Below are 14,791 nucleotides of genomic sequence, written 5' to 3' on the forward strand. Positions count from 1 at the left end.
ACCTCACGCCACGATCGTAAGGACAACCATGACCGCCAGCACCGACGCCGTACCGTACGACGCGACCCCGCCGCCCAAGAAGAAGCGGGACAAGACCCACTGGCTCTACAGCGCCGTCATCGTCGCCGTGATCGGTGGTGTGGTCCTCGGACTGGCGGCTCCCGACCTCGCGTCCGAGTTCGGAGTCCTCGGAACGATGTTCGTGTCCCTCATCAAGATGATGATCAGCCCGGTCATCTTCTGCACCATCGTGCTGGGCATCGGGTCGGTCAAGGCCGCGGCCAGCGTCGGCAAGGTCGGCGGCCTCGCCCTCGGCTACTTCATCGCGATGTCGACCTTCGCCCTCGCCATCGGCATGATCGTCGGCAACCTGATCCAGCCCGGTTCGGGCCTGAACATCCAGGCGGATCCGGAAGCCGGTGCGGAGCTCGCCGGAACAGCCGCAGAGGCCGGCGGGACCCTCGAGTTCTTCCAGGGCATCATCCCGACGTCGCTGCTGTCGTCGCTCACCGAGGGCAGCGTGCTGCAGACCCTCTTCGTCGCACTGCTCGTCGGCTTCGGCCTGCAGGCCATGGGCAAGCAGGGTGAGGGCATCCTCCGCGGCATCGGCTCGATCCAGAAGCTCGTCTTCCGCATCCTGGCCGGCATCCTGTGGCTCGCCCCGATCGGTGCCTTCGGCGCCATCGCCAAGGTCGTCGGTGACACCGGCTTCGAGGCCGTGGTCCAGCTGGCCACCCTCATGCTCGCCTTCTACCTGACCTGCACCATCTTCGTCTTCGGCATCCTCGGCACGATCCTGCGTTTCGTGTCCGGCGTCTCGATCTTCAAGCTGGTCAAGTACCTGGCCCGTGAGTACCTGCTCATCGTCGCCACCTCGTCCTCCGAGTCGGCGCTGCCGCGCCTCATCGCCAAGATGGAGCACGTCGGAGTGCAGCGCACCACGGTCGGCGTCGTCGTCCCCACCGGCTACTCGTTCAACCTCGACGGCACCGCGATCTACCTGACGATGGCCTCGATCTTCATCGCCGACGCCATGGGCAACCCGCTCGGCATCGGGGAGCAGGTCTCGCTGCTGCTGTTCATGATCATCGCCAGCAAGGGTGCGGCCGGTGTCTCCGGCGCCGGACTGGCCACGCTTGCCGGTGGTCTGCAGAGCCACCGCCCCGAGCTCCTCGACGGCATCGGCCTCATCGTCGGCATCGATCGGTTCATGTCCGAGGCTCGCGCCGTCACCAACTTCTCGGGCAACGCCGTCGCCACGATGCTGGTCGGCACCTGGACGAAGACCATCGACAACGAGCGCGTCAAGGACGTCCTCGGCGGCAAGCTCCCGTTCGACGAGACCACGATGGTGGACGACGGTCACGGAGAGGCCCGCGATCCGGAGGCCAAGCCTGACCTCGTGAAGAACTAGCACCGCACGTATCGACCGAGAGCGGGCGCATCCTCCACACAGGGGAGGGTGCGCCCGCTCTCGTGCTCACGGGTTACCGGCCGGTACTGTGAGCCCATGACAGAACTGCAGAACGTCGGCATCAGCACTCTCGGCGGCGCTCCCACCTCGCTCGAGGAGTACAGCGGCCGTGCCGTGCTCGTGGTCAACGTCGCCTCGAAGTGTGGCCTGACCCCGCAGTACACGACACTCGAGAAGCTGGCCCGCGAATACGCGGACCGCGGACTCTCGGTCGTCGGCGTTCCTTGCAACCAGTTCGGTGGCCAGGAGCCCGGCTCGGCCGAGGAGATCGAGACGTTCTGCTCGACGACGTACGACGTCACCTTCCCTCTGACGGAGAAGGTCGACGTCAACGGCGAGAACCGGCACCCGCTCTACGAGATCCTGACGCAGACCGCGGACTCCGAGGGGAACGCGGGGGACGTGCAGTGGAACTTCGAGAAGTTCCTCGTCTCGCCGGACGGTGAGGTCGTGGGTCGCTTCCGTCCCCGCACCGAACCGGACGCCCCCGAGGTGCTCGCAGCCATCGACAAGGTGCTGCCCGTTCCGACTCTCTGACGTCGCCCGGCGTTCACGCGGGACGAGACCGTCGTACACCTCGGTGTGCGACGGTTTCTTCATGAGTGCACGTCTGATCGTGTCCGTGTCCGGTATCCGCGACGAGACCCGCGACGCCGCCGCCGAGTTCGCCGCGGAGATGGACCGCCGCGACATCGAGCTGTCACTTCTCGTGGCACCGCGGTTGAAGGACAAGTACCGCCTCACGCGCGACACCGAGACGCAGGACTGGCTGCGCATGCGCCGCGATCACGGAGACGCACTGGTCCTGCACGGATACGACCAGGCGGCCACCAAGCGGCGTCGGGCCGAGTTCGCGACACTCCCCGCTCACGAGGCGCAGCTGCGGTTGCGTGCCGCCGACCGGGTCATGGAGGAGATCGGCATGCGCACCCGTGTGTTCGCGCCGCCCCGCTGGGTCGCCTCACCGGGTGCGGTGTCCGCGCTTCCCACGGTGGGTTTCCGCGTCTTCGCCGGGCTCGTCGGTGTCCAGGATCTGGAGCGGGGCACCACGGTGCGTGGGCGGGTGCACGGTATCGGTGAGGGCTTCGGCACCGGATCAGGTGGCTACGTCTGGGAGCCCGGGTCCACGGAACCGTGGTGGTGCCGCGCACTCGTCATGGGCGCCGGCCGCACGGCTCGCCGCGGCGGTGTGGTGCGTCTCTCGGTGAGCGCCAAGCAGCTCGGCCGCCCGGGTCCCCGCGCCGCCATGCTCGATGCGGTGGACCTGGCGCGATTCCACGGTGCGACGTCGGCGCGCTACGAGTGGGTTCCGCGCTCACGCACCGCCGTCGCCTGACCCGGCCGCGACCTGCGCGTCGTACAGGTCGTAGGGATCTGCGATCGGCATCCCGATCGCGTCGGACAGGGCCTCCGCCGACCAGCTCGTTCCCTCGGCATCGGTGTCGACGGCTCCGTCCGAGGTGAGGTTCGACCGGAAGATTCCCGCGGCGGACGCGGGTAGGAAGTCCTCGTAGACAACGGGTTCGAGCCCGTCCGGCGTGCGAAGGTAGTAGGCCAGTCCGCGCTCCGCCATCTCCTGATCGGTGCCGGGGAAGTGCTGCGCCCATTCCCTCGCAGCGGCCTCGTCGGAGAGGCCGTCCACCCGCGCCATCGCGGTGTCGTACACCTCCCGGCCGCGGCGGGTGAGGGCGACGCCTCGTGCCTCCACCTCACCGAAGCGCACGCGGAGCCGATCGGAGAACGTGGCGCCGGACGCGTCGCGACAGAGTCGAGGTTCGGCGAGAGCTCGGAACGACGTCTGGCGCAACAGCACCGGCGGTCCGGCCCACCGAGGGGGTCCCTGGATGCGGTCGATCATCTCGATACCGCGCTCGGCCATGCGGCGGTACAGGTCGTCGATGTCGAGCACGCGCGGCGTCAGGTGGTTGATGTGCGTCGACGACACCCCGCCGATGTCCGCGGCCACCGACGACACGGCCTCGAGTTCGTCGTACCAGGCGCGATCGACCGGCTCCGTGCCGAGTTCGAAGACGGCGACGGCACCGTCCACGAGCGTGGTGGCCTCTGGTTCCGGTAACCCGCCGTCCTCGGCGGCTCGGATCGCGAGGCGCACCAGGTCGGGTGGGACGAGCGTGCGCGCCTCGAGTGCGTTCGAGAGTCGCTGCTCGAGATCGGCGGTGAAGAATCTGCGGTCGTCGACGACGAGCATGGAGCAGAACACCCGGAACGGGTTGCGGGCCAGCTCGACCGGATCCACGGGCCGGAATGCGGTGGACACCACGGGTATCGGGGTGGCGGCGTCCCGCAGATCGTAGAAGCCGACGGGGTGCATGCCGAACCCGCCGAACAGTCGTGCCACGTCCCGCAACTCGGCGACGGTCCCCACCCGGATGGCTCCGTGCCGTTCCGCCGTGACGCGGTCGAGGGTGCCGAGGCGCTCGGCCTCGGCACCCTCGCGGGCCACCACGTCCGCATTCACCGCGGTCGCCACCTCCACCAGCGTCGTGTAGGCCGGGACCTCACGGCCGTACATCGCCGACAGGGCGGCTGCGAAACGAGCGCGGAGATCGGACGCCGGGATCATGCGACGACGCTATCGCTGTCCGACCCGTTCCGGCACCCGGACGGCCACCAGGATGTCGTCGGAGACGTGCGGGGTTCCGGGTGCCGCGTCCACCAGGCGAGGACGTGTCTCGTCGACCGTGATCGTCCACTCGGCAGGGTCGAGGGACTCGGCGACGGAGTGCGGGCTGTGGAAGTCCGACGGATCGAAGCCGGCCCATCGGTGGCCCGGCGACGGGGTGTGGCCGACCATGAGCAGCGTCCCGCCGGGCGCGACGGTGTCGACCAGTCGCGCGAGCCCGTCCGCGGGCCCGGACCGCAGGATGCCGAAGTAGTGCAGCGTCAGCAGATCCGTGGAGTGCGGCGGCAGCGGATCGGTCAGCAGGTCCTGTGCCAGCCACGCCACACCGTCGTGCACTCCGCGTGCTCGCTCGACGGCGACCTCGGAGATGTCGACGCCCGTGACGGTCCAGCCGCGCTCGGCCAGCCACACCGCATCGGCGCCCTCACCCGATCCGACGTCGACGGCGCGCCCGGGGGAGAGGTGTTCCGCGTACTGGACGAGTGTCGGGTTGGGGTTTCCGCTCCAGCGCTTGTCCGACTCCCGGTACAGCTCGTCCCAGAAGTGCCCGTCCAGCGTCGGCCGGGGGCGCCCTGCCTGGATCGCTCGGTCGAACTCCTCGGCGATGAGGTTCGCGTTGACGTGAGCTCCGGCGAGGGCTCCTTGCGCGGTGGAGGCGATGACCGTGGCCGACGGGTCGGTGACGTTGCCTGCCGCCCACACTCCCGCCACGGTGGTGGCTCCGAAGGAGTCGACCTCGACGACGTCGCCGAGGCCCGTCGCGTGCGCCACGGTGGTGAGGCCGAGCGACCCCAGAAGTTCACTGCGAGCGGTGAAGCGAAGGCCCACGGCGAGAGCGTCGACCGCGACCTCGGTCCCGTCGGCCAGGCCGACCGCACGGAGACGATCCTCCCCGGTGAGCACCGCGGTGACCTTCTTCTCGACGATCTCGATGCCGCGCGCGGTGAACTTCTCGCGATCCTCGTCCGCCAGAGATCCGCCGTCGGTGAAGAAGGTCAGGTTCTCTGTCCACTGCCGCCACATCGAGGCGTGATGGATGCTGAACGGCCCGGTGCTCAGGACACCGATGCGACGATCCTGGATCTCCCACCCGTCGCAGTAGGGGCACTGCACGACGTCCCGGCCCCAGCGTTCCGCCAGACCCTCGACGGGCGGGAGCAGATCGGTGAGTCCGGTCGTCACCACGATGCGCCGCGCCGAGAAGGTGCGTCCGTCGTGCGCGTACCGACCGTCCTCCGGACTGCCCGCAATGGTCGCTGTGAAGTGCCCGACGTGACCGCCGAGTGCGGTGACCGTGGCGTCGACGACGGTGACGTCGTAGCGCTCGAGGTCGGCGCGCCCGTTCTTCAGGTAGTCGAGTGGCGAGGTGTGGTCCCGACCCAGCACGCCGTGCATGTGCGAGGCGGGTGCGTTGCGAGGAGTTCCGTTGTCCAGAACCAGAACTCGACGACGGGCACGGCCGAGCATGAGTGCGGCGGACAGTCCGGCGGATCCGCCGCCGAGGACGATGACGTCGGCGTCGACGTGGTGATGTGAAGTCATGCGGACACTGTGCGCCCGAGTCTGCGGACTTGACAAACATATTTGCTGAAACTGCAATATGGGGCATGGACGACTTCGACGGAGTGATCAGTGCGATCGGTCCGCGCCTGCGCGCTCTCCGCGTCGCGGCGAACGTGACCCTCGCGGCGGTGTCCGAACGCACGGGCATCCCGGTGAGCACACTCTCCCGCCTCGAATCGGGACAACGTAAGCCCAGCCTGGAGCTGCTGCTGCCGTTGGCCACGGTGTACGACGTTCCCTTGGACGACATCGTCGACGCCCCGGAGACGGGGGATCCGCGTGTGCAGTTCACGCCGGTCACGACGAACGGCGTGACCGTCGTTCCGCTGACGCGCCGGGCCGGCGGGTTGCAGGCGTTCAAGCAGATAGTCCCCGGAGGCCGCTACGAGGAGAACCCGCGATTGGGGTCCCACGAGGGATACCACTGGATCTATGTGCTGAACGGGAAGCTTCGACTCATTCTGGGAGACAAGGATTTAGTGCTCGGCCCGGGCGAGGTGGCCGAGTTCGACACGCACCTTCCGCACTGGTTCGGCAGCGCCGACCGTCGGCCCGTCGAGTACCTGGGGATCTTTGGACCGCAGGGCGAGCGGATGCACGTGAAGGCGACCTATTCGGGTCGTTGAGGCCCCCGTGGTGGGGGGGTGTGCAGGAGGCGGCCGACGACCTCACCCATCAGTTGCGGAGGCACGATGCCCGGCTGGGCGAGTTCCTCGACGGCCAGGCCGTTGCTGAGCGCCAGGATGACGAACGTGACCCACTCCGCAGGAACGTGCAGCGTCGCGCCGGCGCTCTCGGCGACGCTGACGACGGCGTCGGTGACCGCCGTACGGAGTTGTGCCCGGTGCTCGGCGAAGCGGGCACCCACCTCGGGATCGCGCAGGGCCCTCGACCAGTAGTCCATGAACAGCAGATGCCAGTCGCGATTGGTCGAGATCGCCTCCGTGAGACGGGTACTCAGCACACGCTGGGCATCCCGCAGGTCGGAGGGGAGCTCGGCGAGGAGGTCGACCGACATCCGCGCCCGACCGAGCACCTGCCGGTCCATCAGCTCGTAGAACAGCCCCTCCTTGGAACCGAAGTTCGAATAGACCGCGCCCTTGGTGAACCCGGCCTGCTCGGCGATGGCGTCGAGCGTGGCGTCGGCGTACCCGCGTCGACCGAACTCCGTCATCGCGGACGCGATGATCCGCTCGCGGACCTCGCTGCGAGGGGGGCGGGTGGTCGGTTCGGCGCTGCTCACTCGGGAAGAGTACCGCTCGATACCGACGGTATCGAAAACGTGGTTCGCCGTATACGGTGAGGCCATGGGGATACGAGAGTGCGATGTCGTCGTGGTCGGTGCGGGTCTCGCAGGACTGGTCGCGACAGCGGAACTGGTCGAGGCGGGCAAGCGGGTGATCCTGCTCGATCAGGAGAACGAGGCGAACCTCGGCGGACAGGCGTTCTGGTCCTTCGGCGGGCTGTTCCTGGTGGACAGCCCGGAGCAGCGTCGTCTCGGCGTCAAGGACTCGTACGAGCTCGCCCTGCAGGACTGGATGGGATCAGCCGGGTTCGACCGTCCCGAGGACGCGTGGCCGCGCCAGTGGGCCGAGGCCTACGTCGCGTTCGCGGCGGGGGAGAAGCGCTCTTGGTTGCGCGAGCGCGGCTGGAAGATCTTCCCGGTCGTCGGGTGGGCCGAACGCGGAGGCTACGGCCCCACCGGACACGGCAACTCCGTGCCGCGATTTCATCTCACCTGGGGCACCGGGCCGGGACTGGTCGAGATCTTCGAACGCATCGTGCGGGACGGTATCGACCGCGGCAGCGTGATCCCCGCCTTCCGGCACCGGGTCGACGAGGTGGTGGTGACCGACGGTGTCGCGACCGGTGTACGCGGCGCCGTCCTGGAGCCGACCGACGTCGCCCGCGGCGTGACGTCCTCCCGCACCGTGGTGGGGGACTTCGAGATCCGGGCCGGTGCGGTGCTGGTGACCTCCGGCGGCATCGGCGGCAACTGGGACCTGGTGCAGAAGAACTGGCCGAAGCGCATGGGCCGCACCCCCTCTCACATGCTCTCGGGTGTACCGGCGCACGTGGACGGTCGGATGCTGGAGATCTCGCGTGCCGCGGGCGGGAACATCATCAACGAGGACCGCATGTGGCACTACACCGAGGGCATCACCAACTGGGACTCCGTGTGGCCGAACCACGGCATCCGCATCCTGCCGGGTCCGTCGTCGCTGTGGCTCGACGCGTCGGGTCAGCAGTTGCCGGCGCCGCTGTTCCCCGGATTCGACACGCTCGGCACCCTCGAGCACATCGTGTCGACGGGACACGACTACACGTGGTTCCTACTCGATCAGAAGATCATCGAGAAGGAGTTCGGACTCTCCGGCCAGGAACAGAACCCGGATCTCACCGGTCGCGATCTGCGCAAGCTCCTCGAGCGAGTCCGTCCCGGCGCACCCGGCCCCGTCGAGGCCTTCAAGCAGAAGGGCGTCGACTTCGTCGTCGCCGACACGGTGGCCGAACTGGTCGCCGGCATGAACAAGATCGGTGACGTCACGCTCGACGCCGCCGATGTGGAGAAGCTGGTCGTCGCGCGAGATCGAGAGATGGACAACGACTTCAGCAAGGACCTCTCGGTCTCGTCGATCCACGCGGCGCGCCACTACCGAGGCGATCGCCTGGCGCGCATCGCCGTGCCGCACAAGCTGCTGGACGAGACCGGGCGTGCCGCAGCGGGTCCGCTGATCGCCGTCAAGTTGCACCTTCTGACGCGGAAGTCGCTGGGCGGGTTGCAGACCGACCTGAACTCCCGGGTGCTCCGAGCCGACGGCACGCCGTTCCCGGGGCTCTACGCGGCCGGCGAGGTCGCCGGCTTCGGTGGCGGCGGCGTGCACGGGTACCGCTCGCTCGAAGGCACGTTCCTCGGCGGGTGCATCTTCTCCGGACGCGCCGCGGGACGAGCCCTTCGGCGCTAGGTCACTGCGGCCAGCGGGTCATCCCAGCGCCCACTGCACGTTCACCGAGACGCTGACGGTCTGCTGCCCCGGCTCGATCGGCACCGCTGACGAGGCCGAACTTCTGTCGAAGCTCGGTGCCGACTCCTGGCCGGTGATGTTCTCGGTGATCGACAGGACCTCGCCGAGGTCGCTTCCCGCCAGGGACGCGTACTGCTCGGCCCGGTCGCGAGCGTCCGCGAATGCGCGTGACCGAGCATCGGCGATCAGGTCGGAGTCGTCGTCGATGCGGAAGGACACGCCGGACACTCGGGTCGCGTTCCCACCCGCCCGCGTGGCGTCGCCCAGCACCGCCGACGCTCGCGACAGGTCGCGCACGGTCACACCGAGGGTGTTGGACGCCCGGTAGCCGGAGATCGTGGAGGTTCCGCCCCCGAACCCGTCGGCGTACTGCGGGTCGATGGACACCTGGCGGGTCTGGATGTCCGCGCGGTCGACTCCGGCAGCGGCGATCGCCTCGGTCACCGCAGTCACCGCGGTGTTCGCCTCGTCGATCGCCGTCGTCACGTCGTCCGCCGTCGTCTCGACACCGATCTGAGCGGTGAGAGTGTCCGGGGTGCCCTGGATCTCGCCGACCCCGGACACGGAGATCCCCGGCGGTGTGTCGGTGGCCGACTGCCCGGATTCCCCGGTCCCGCACGCCGCGGTCGCCGCCACGACGGCCAGCAGGGCGGCCGATCCGATGACCTTCGAGGTACTCCTGGTCCACATCATCGGGTCAGTGTCCACGACGGTCCGGGAATGTCTAGAGCGACGTGCCCGTCTCCTCCTCCAGGGCGCGGAACTCCGTCCCCTCGCCTGCGAGGCCCGACAGCATGCCGTAGTAGATGCCGCGCGCGTCCGGCGCGACGATGGCCTGGTGGATCGGAACGGCCAGTCGCGGAGAGACGGCGCGGAGGAAGTCGATGCCCTCGCCGATCTTCATCCACGGGGCCGCCGCGGGGAGTGCGAGCACATCGATCTCCACGTCGGGAACGAACAGCGAGTCACCGGGATGCATCAGCTGCCCGGGCTGGTCCGGCGTGCCGAGGAGATACGCGATGTTGTCGATCAGCGGGATGTCCGGGTGGATCGTGGCGTGCGTGCCGCCCGCACCCGTCACCTGCACGCCGCCGATCGAGAAGACGTCGCCCGCGTTCACGGCGGTCCATCTTTCCCCGAGCTGGTCGGCCGTCTGCGGGTCCGCGTAGAGCGCCGCGTCCGGGTTGGCCTCGAGGAGCGCCGGCAACCGATCGGTGTCGACGTGGTCCGCGTGCTGATGCGTGATCAGGATGGCGTCGAGGCCGGTGATGCCCTCGAATCCGTGAGAGAAGGCGCCGGGGTCGAACAGCACCGTCGATCCCGCCATCGAGACCTGAATGCACGAATGTCCGAAGTGAGTCAGCTCCATGGTTCCCCAGTATGCGCCGGATTCGTGGAGTGGTTCGGGACTGGGTAAAGTGCCTGCTGGATCTGCCCTCTTAGCTCAGGAGCTCTCACGTGGCCCGTGTGGTTGTCGACGTCATGCCCAAAGCAGAAATTCTCGACCCCCAGGGACAGGCCATCGTCGGCGCGCTCCCGCGCCTCGGCTTCGCCGGAATCTCCGACGTCCGTCAGGGCAAGAGATTCGAGCTCGAGGTGGGGGACGACGTCGACGACGCGACCCTCGACCAGATCGCCGAGACGTTCCTGGCCAACACCGTCATCGAGGAATGGAAAGTGACCCGGCTGTGAGCGCGAGACTTGGTGTCATCACCTTCCCCGGCACGCTGGACGACATCGACGCCTCGCGCGCGGTCACGCTCGCGGGGGGTGAGGCCGTCAGCCTCTGGCACGGCGACGCCGACCTGAAGGGCGTCGACGCCGTCGTCGTCCCCGGCGGCTTCTCCTACGGCGACTACCTGCGCGCCGGCGCCATCGCGCGCTTCGCCCCCGTCATGGGTGCGGTCATCGACGCGGCGAAGGGCGGCATGCCCGTCCTGGGTATCTGCAACGGCTTCCAGGTGCTGTGCGAGGCCGGACTCCTGCCCGGCGCCCTCACCCGGAACGCCAACCTGCACTTCACGTGTCGCGATCAGTGGCTCACGGTCGAGAGCACGTCCTCGGCATGGTCCTCGCGGTACGAGGCGGGCGCCGAGATCCTCGTTCCGCTCAAGTCCGGTGAGGGTCGCTTCCAGGCGTCCGAGGCGGTTCTGGACGAGCTCGAGGGCGAGGGGCGCGTCGTGTTCCGCTACTCGGGTGACAACCCCAACGGTTCGCAGCGGTCCATCGCGGGCATCTCGTCCGCCGACGGCCGCATCGTGGGACTCATGCCGCATCCCGAGCACGCCACCGAGGCCCTCACGGGCCCCAGCGACGACGGTCTCGGCATCTTCTACTCCGCGTTGGACGCGATCATCACGGCCTGACGGTCACCGCCCAGGAGTGCGGCCGCAGGTCGTTCTCCACTCCGTCGGCCGCTGCCACGATGTCTCCGGCCGGTCGAGGCACGGGTGCGTCGCCGATGTTCGCCGACAGCACCAGCGTCGTCGTGCCGTCCGTCGCGGTGAGGGTGATCGCGGTGTTCTCGAGCCCGGACACCTCCGCGTGCGCACGGTGCAACCACGGGAACCGCCGCCGCATCGCGATCAGAGCTTGGTGTCGTCGGTAGTGCGGCCATCCGTACGGCGCCAGATCGTCCGGTGTCGCCGGGAACTCGGGGCGGATGTCGTCGTCGCCACCCACCCGCTCCTCCTTGATCCCGCGGAATCCCTGCTCGTCGCCGTAGTACACGGTCGGCGTTCCCGCCACGAAGAACAGCAGCGCGGCGGCGATGTCGGCATCGTCGTCGTCGAGGGTGGACGCGATCCGGGTGACGTCGTGGTTGCCGACGAATGTCGCCGGAACGAACGTGGGCAGCAACTCGTCGTGGCGGCCCAGAGCGTGGGCGAACTCGAAGAAGTTGGCGTCCTTCAGGGCGCTCCACGTCGCCTTCCACAGCTCGTACTGGGTGATCGCGTCGAGTCCGGACTCTTGCACGTACGACGCGTAGTCCCCGTGAATCATCTCGCCGACGATCCAGGCGTCGGGATGCGCCTCTCGCACACGGGGGAGCACCGCCGCCCAGAAGGCCGGTGAGACCGCATACGCCGCGTCGAGGCGCCATCCGTCGACACCGCGGTCGAGCCAGTGCGTCATGACCTCCGTGACGTGCTCCTGCACTGCCGGCTCGTCGTGGTTCAACTCGACCAGCAGATCGTGGCCCTCGAACGTGCGCGGTCGACCGTCCTTCCATCGGAACCACCGCCCCGCGTCGGAGTCGGGTCCGTCCTGCTCCGCGCGAACGAACTGCGGGTGGCTCCTGCCGACGTGGTTGAAGACGCCGTCGAGCAGAACTCGGATGCCCTTGGCGCGTGCCGCACCGATGAGCGCGTCCATGTCGCTGTCGGTTCCCAGACGGGAATCGACGCGGAGGTGGTCGACGGTGTCGTAGCCGTGGGTCTCCGACGCGAACACCGGGCCGAGTGCGAGGCCGTTGCATCCGAGCTCGAGGAGGTAGTCGAACCAGCCCTCGATCCGGTCGAGTCGGTGTTCGGTGCGGTCCACTGCCTCGGCCTCGGCGCCGACGAACCCGAGGGGGTACACCTGCCACCAGATGACGTGATCGACCCAGTCCTGCATCGCATTTCCCCCTTTTTCCCGGTCTCGGCGAGTGTTCGCCGAGCGACGGTCTGCTTGTCGGATCGCACAATTCGATTCCGGTTGTGTAGTGACTGTCACTATGAGTAACTGACGTCGGCGGACGACCGTTCGTCACCATCGTGCCAAAGGAGTCACCATGTCCTCCGATCTCACCGAACTGCTGGGTTCCTTCGAGAGCCTGACCGACTTCCTCGACGCGCTCGACTCGATCTTCACCGGGCTGTCGTTCTTCAGCTGAGTCGATCCCTGTGGGGCGGACTCGGCCGGGTCCGCCCCACAGGTGTGCCCGGAGCGGATCGGAGTCCGCGCGAAGCAACAGTGCTGGTGACAATGGCCTGCCCGTGGCGCGATGGTGCCGGTGGTGCGGGTGTCACCCCATGAGTCGTTTCTTGTCACCGAATCGCGACAATTTTCGGGTTGCGAGCCATTCTTTTGTGTGGATTACTTAGCAAGCGGGCAACAAGCCCACCAACCTCACAAAGGGAGCTCCTCATGACCGACCTCGCCAGCTTCGTCGACCTTCTCGGTGCACTGTCCGACATCTTCGGTGGCGCCGGAAGCTTCCTCGACGGCCTGAGCTTCTTCAGCTGAACCCTGCTCGACTCGTGATGCCGGGTCCACCCTCGTGGTGGGCCCGGCATCGCTGTCTCCGCACCCCGTCTCTCTACGATCGGTGACCATGGCGTCCCTCACCTCCGCGACCGCGGCCGGCCTCTGTTCCTTCGTCGACGCGTCCCCGTCGCCGTTCCACGTCGTCGAGACGGTCGCATCGGAACTGGCCGCGCACGGGTTCACCGCCGTGGCCGAGACGGATTCGTGGCCCTCGGAGCCCGGCCGGTACCTCGTCGTCCGCGGTGGTTCGATCATCGCCTGGTCCACCGAACGTGCACCCGACGCAGCGTTCCGCATCGTGGGCGGACACACCGACAGCCCCAACCTCCGCGTCAAGCAGAACCCCGATCTCGACGTCGCCGGGTGGCAGATGGTCGCCCTCGAGCCGTACGGCGGCGCATGGCTGAACTCCTGGCTCGATCGAGATCTCGGCATCTCCGGCCGTCTCGGTGTGCGCGACGGCGGCTCGGTGTGCGACGTCCTCGTGCGAGTCGACCGTCCCATCCTGCGGGTGCCCCAGCTGGCGATCCACCTGTCGGAGGATCGCAAGGGAGTGCACCTCGATCCGCAGAACAACGTGAACGCGATCTGGGGCGTCGGGCGATCACCCCACTCGTTCATCGGGTTCCTCGCCGACGAGGTCGGGGTGGATCCCGGCGACGTGCTCGGGTGGGAACTGATGACCCACGACCTCAATCCTGCTGCTGTGGTCGGACTCTCGGACGATCTCGTCAGTTCGCCACGACTGGACAACCAGGGCACCTGCTACGCCGGAACCGAGGCACTGGTCGTCGCGGCCGCGCAAGCCGACGACTGCATCCCCGTGCTCGCACTCTTCGATCACGAGGAGGTGGGCAGCATGTCGGACCGTGGCGCGTTCTCGGATCTGATGAACACCGTCCTCGAGCGCATCGTGCTCGCGCGTGGCGGCGGCCGCGAGGAGTTCCTGCGCGCGATGGCCGGGTCGATCCACGCCTCGGGCGACATGGCCCACGCGACCCACCCCAACTACGTCTCGCGGCACGAGCCGGCGCACCGCATCGAGGTCAACGGTGGCCCGGTGCTCAAGGTCAACCAGAATCTGCGCTACGCCACCGACGCCGCCGGTGCCGCGGCCTTCGCCTTGGCGTGCGAGCGAGCCGACGTCCCGCTGCAGCGGTACGTCCACCGGGCCGACCTTCCGTGCGGATCCACCATCGGCCCCATCACCGCCTCGCGCACCGGCCTGTCCACCGTCGACGTGGGTGCCGCGCAGCTCGCCATGCACTCCGCGCGCGAGGTGATGGGCGCACACGACGTCGACATGTACGCCGACGCCTTGGCTGCGTTCCTGGGGGCGTAGCGCTGGGTCGGGCTGCGCTGCGCTGGGTGCCGGTTGCGTCGTGCCGGTGGTGGCGCCGGGCGGTGCGCGCGGTGGTCTGCGCAGGCTACGGGGTGTGCGCTGCGCCGGGCGGTGCGCGCGGGCCGTGCGGTGGGTACGGGAACCCCGTCGACGCGGCCGACGAATTTGCTGCCGTACAGGGAACGGCGGGGGAGACTGCCGGGATGGAGATCGCGCAGTGGTGGCCGGCCGTGACGGCAGAGACTCGGGACTGGCTGGTCGAGCACAACGGTGAGCCGCTCCCGACGACCGTGAGGGACGACGTGTTGCGTGTGAACGGCGATCTCACCGACCCGTCGTGGTGGGCCGGTGAGTCCGTCGACGGTTCGTCCGAGCTGACGGACGCGGCGACGGACTGGATCGAGTCCGCGGCGAACGACGAGTGATCGGGGCTGACGAGCGGGTACGCCTGAGGCCGGTCGGACGGTGCCGTGTGCTGCACATAGAATGAC

15 protein-coding genes are annotated in these 14,791 nt (G+C 68.3%); 9 read left to right on the top strand and 6 right to left on the bottom strand.

Annotated features, from left to right (window positions below; genetic code table 11):
• Window positions 1-28: 28 nt before the first annotated feature.
• The 3 genes from JOE30_RS08950 to JOE30_RS08960 all read left to right on the top strand — a co-directional run bounded on the left by JOE30_RS08950 (window position 29) and on the right by JOE30_RS08960 (window position 2,810).
• Window positions 29-1,414: a cation:dicarboxylate symporter family transporter gene (locus tag JOE30_RS08950; RefSeq protein WP_204866173.1), complete on the top strand. Its 1,386-nt coding sequence runs from the start codon at window positions 29-31 to the stop codon at window positions 1,412-1,414.
• Between the two features lie 96 nt (window positions 1,415-1,510).
• Window positions 1,511-2,011, top strand: coding sequence for a glutathione peroxidase (locus JOE30_RS08955; protein ID WP_204866175.1), 501 nt, complete (start codon window positions 1,511-1,513; stop codon window positions 2,009-2,011).
• A 61-nt stretch (window positions 2,012-2,072) separates the two neighbouring features.
• Window positions 2,073-2,810: a DUF2334 domain-containing protein gene (locus JOE30_RS08960; protein ID WP_204866177.1), complete on the top strand. Its 738-nt coding sequence runs from the start codon at window positions 2,073-2,075 to the stop codon at window positions 2,808-2,810.
• On the opposite strand, the gene JOE30_RS08965 is transcribed toward JOE30_RS08960, so the two are convergent.
• The gene (locus JOE30_RS08965) at window positions 2,790-4,058 is read right to left on the bottom strand and encodes a VOC family protein (protein WP_204866179.1); all 1,269 of its coding nucleotides are present in this window, start codon (window positions 4,056-4,058) and stop codon (window positions 2,790-2,792) included. The two genes, JOE30_RS08960 and JOE30_RS08965, sit on opposite strands and share 21 nt — an antisense overlap.
• A gap of 9 nt (window positions 4,059-4,067) precedes the next feature.
• Window positions 4,068-5,660, bottom strand: coding sequence for an FAD-dependent oxidoreductase (locus JOE30_RS08970; protein ID WP_204866181.1), 1,593 nt, complete (start codon window positions 5,658-5,660; stop codon window positions 4,068-4,070).
• A 65-nt stretch (window positions 5,661-5,725) separates the two neighbouring features.
• On the opposite strand from JOE30_RS08970, the gene JOE30_RS08975 reads away from it, so the two are divergent.
• Window positions 5,726-6,307: a helix-turn-helix domain-containing protein gene (locus tag JOE30_RS08975; protein ID WP_204866183.1), complete on the top strand. Its 582-nt coding sequence runs from the start codon at window positions 5,726-5,728 to the stop codon at window positions 6,305-6,307.
• Here JOE30_RS08975 and JOE30_RS08980 read toward each other — a convergent pair.
• Complete coding sequence (locus tag JOE30_RS08980) at window positions 6,292-6,924, bottom strand: TetR/AcrR family transcriptional regulator (protein ID WP_204866185.1); 633 nt, start codon at window positions 6,922-6,924, stop codon at window positions 6,292-6,294. The genes JOE30_RS08975 and JOE30_RS08980 overlap by 16 nt on opposite strands.
• A 64-nt stretch (window positions 6,925-6,988) precedes the next feature.
• On the opposite strand from JOE30_RS08980, the gene JOE30_RS08985 reads away from it, so the two are divergent.
• Window positions 6,989-8,647: an FAD-binding dehydrogenase gene (locus JOE30_RS08985; protein ID WP_204866187.1), complete on the top strand. Its 1,659-nt coding sequence runs from the start codon at window positions 6,989-6,991 to the stop codon at window positions 8,645-8,647.
• Window positions 8,648-8,665: 18 nt separating this feature from the next.
• On the opposite strand, the gene JOE30_RS08990 is transcribed toward JOE30_RS08985, so the two are convergent.
• Together JOE30_RS08990 and JOE30_RS08995 are read right to left on the bottom strand one after the other, a co-directional pair.
• The gene (locus tag JOE30_RS08990) at window positions 8,666-9,400 is read right to left on the bottom strand and encodes an SIMPL domain-containing protein (protein WP_204866189.1); all 735 of its coding nucleotides are present in this window, start codon (window positions 9,398-9,400) and stop codon (window positions 8,666-8,668) included.
• 31 nt (window positions 9,401-9,431) lie between these two features.
• The gene (locus tag JOE30_RS08995; RefSeq protein ID WP_204866191.1) at window positions 9,432-10,076 is read right to left on the bottom strand and encodes an MBL fold metallo-hydrolase; all 645 of its coding nucleotides are present in this window, start codon (window positions 10,074-10,076) and stop codon (window positions 9,432-9,434) included.
• Window positions 10,077-10,165: 89 nt separating this feature from the next.
• Here JOE30_RS08995 and purS point away from each other — a divergent pair, with 89 nt between their 5' ends.
• Complete coding sequence (purS, locus tag JOE30_RS09000) at window positions 10,166-10,399, top strand: phosphoribosylformylglycinamidine synthase subunit PurS (RefSeq protein ID WP_204866193.1); 234 nt, start codon at window positions 10,166-10,168, stop codon at window positions 10,397-10,399.
• On the top strand, window positions 10,396-11,073 hold the full coding sequence (gene purQ / locus JOE30_RS09005) for a phosphoribosylformylglycinamidine synthase subunit PurQ (protein WP_204866195.1): 678 nt from the start codon (window positions 10,396-10,398) through the stop codon (window positions 11,071-11,073). The genes purS and purQ overlap by 4 nt, the downstream gene beginning before the upstream one ends.
• Here purQ and JOE30_RS09010 read toward each other — a convergent pair.
• Entirely contained in the window at window positions 11,063-12,325 is a 1,263-nt protein-coding gene (locus JOE30_RS09010; RefSeq protein ID WP_204866197.1) for an alpha-amylase family protein, read from the bottom strand. The two genes, purQ and JOE30_RS09010, sit on opposite strands and share 11 nt — an antisense overlap.
• Window positions 12,326-13,025: 700 nt before the next feature.
• On the opposite strand from JOE30_RS09010, the gene JOE30_RS09015 reads away from it, so the two are divergent.
• Together JOE30_RS09015 and JOE30_RS21280 are read left to right on the top strand one after the other, a co-directional pair.
• On the top strand, window positions 13,026-14,300 hold the full coding sequence (locus tag JOE30_RS09015) for a M18 family aminopeptidase (protein ID WP_204866199.1): 1,275 nt from the start codon (window positions 13,026-13,028) through the stop codon (window positions 14,298-14,300).
• Between the two features lie 26 nt (window positions 14,301-14,326).
• Window positions 14,327-14,725 (top strand): hypothetical protein, encoded by a 399-nt coding sequence (locus JOE30_RS21280; protein WP_239532329.1) that lies wholly within the window; start codon window positions 14,327-14,329, stop codon window positions 14,723-14,725.
• Window positions 14,726-14,791: the final 66 nt, after the last annotated feature.

It is taken from the genome of Rhodococcus sp. PvP016 (assembly GCF_017832185.1).
In the GTDB taxonomy this organism is placed as follows: Bacteria; Actinomycetota; Actinomycetes; order Mycobacteriales; family Mycobacteriaceae; genus Rhodococcoides.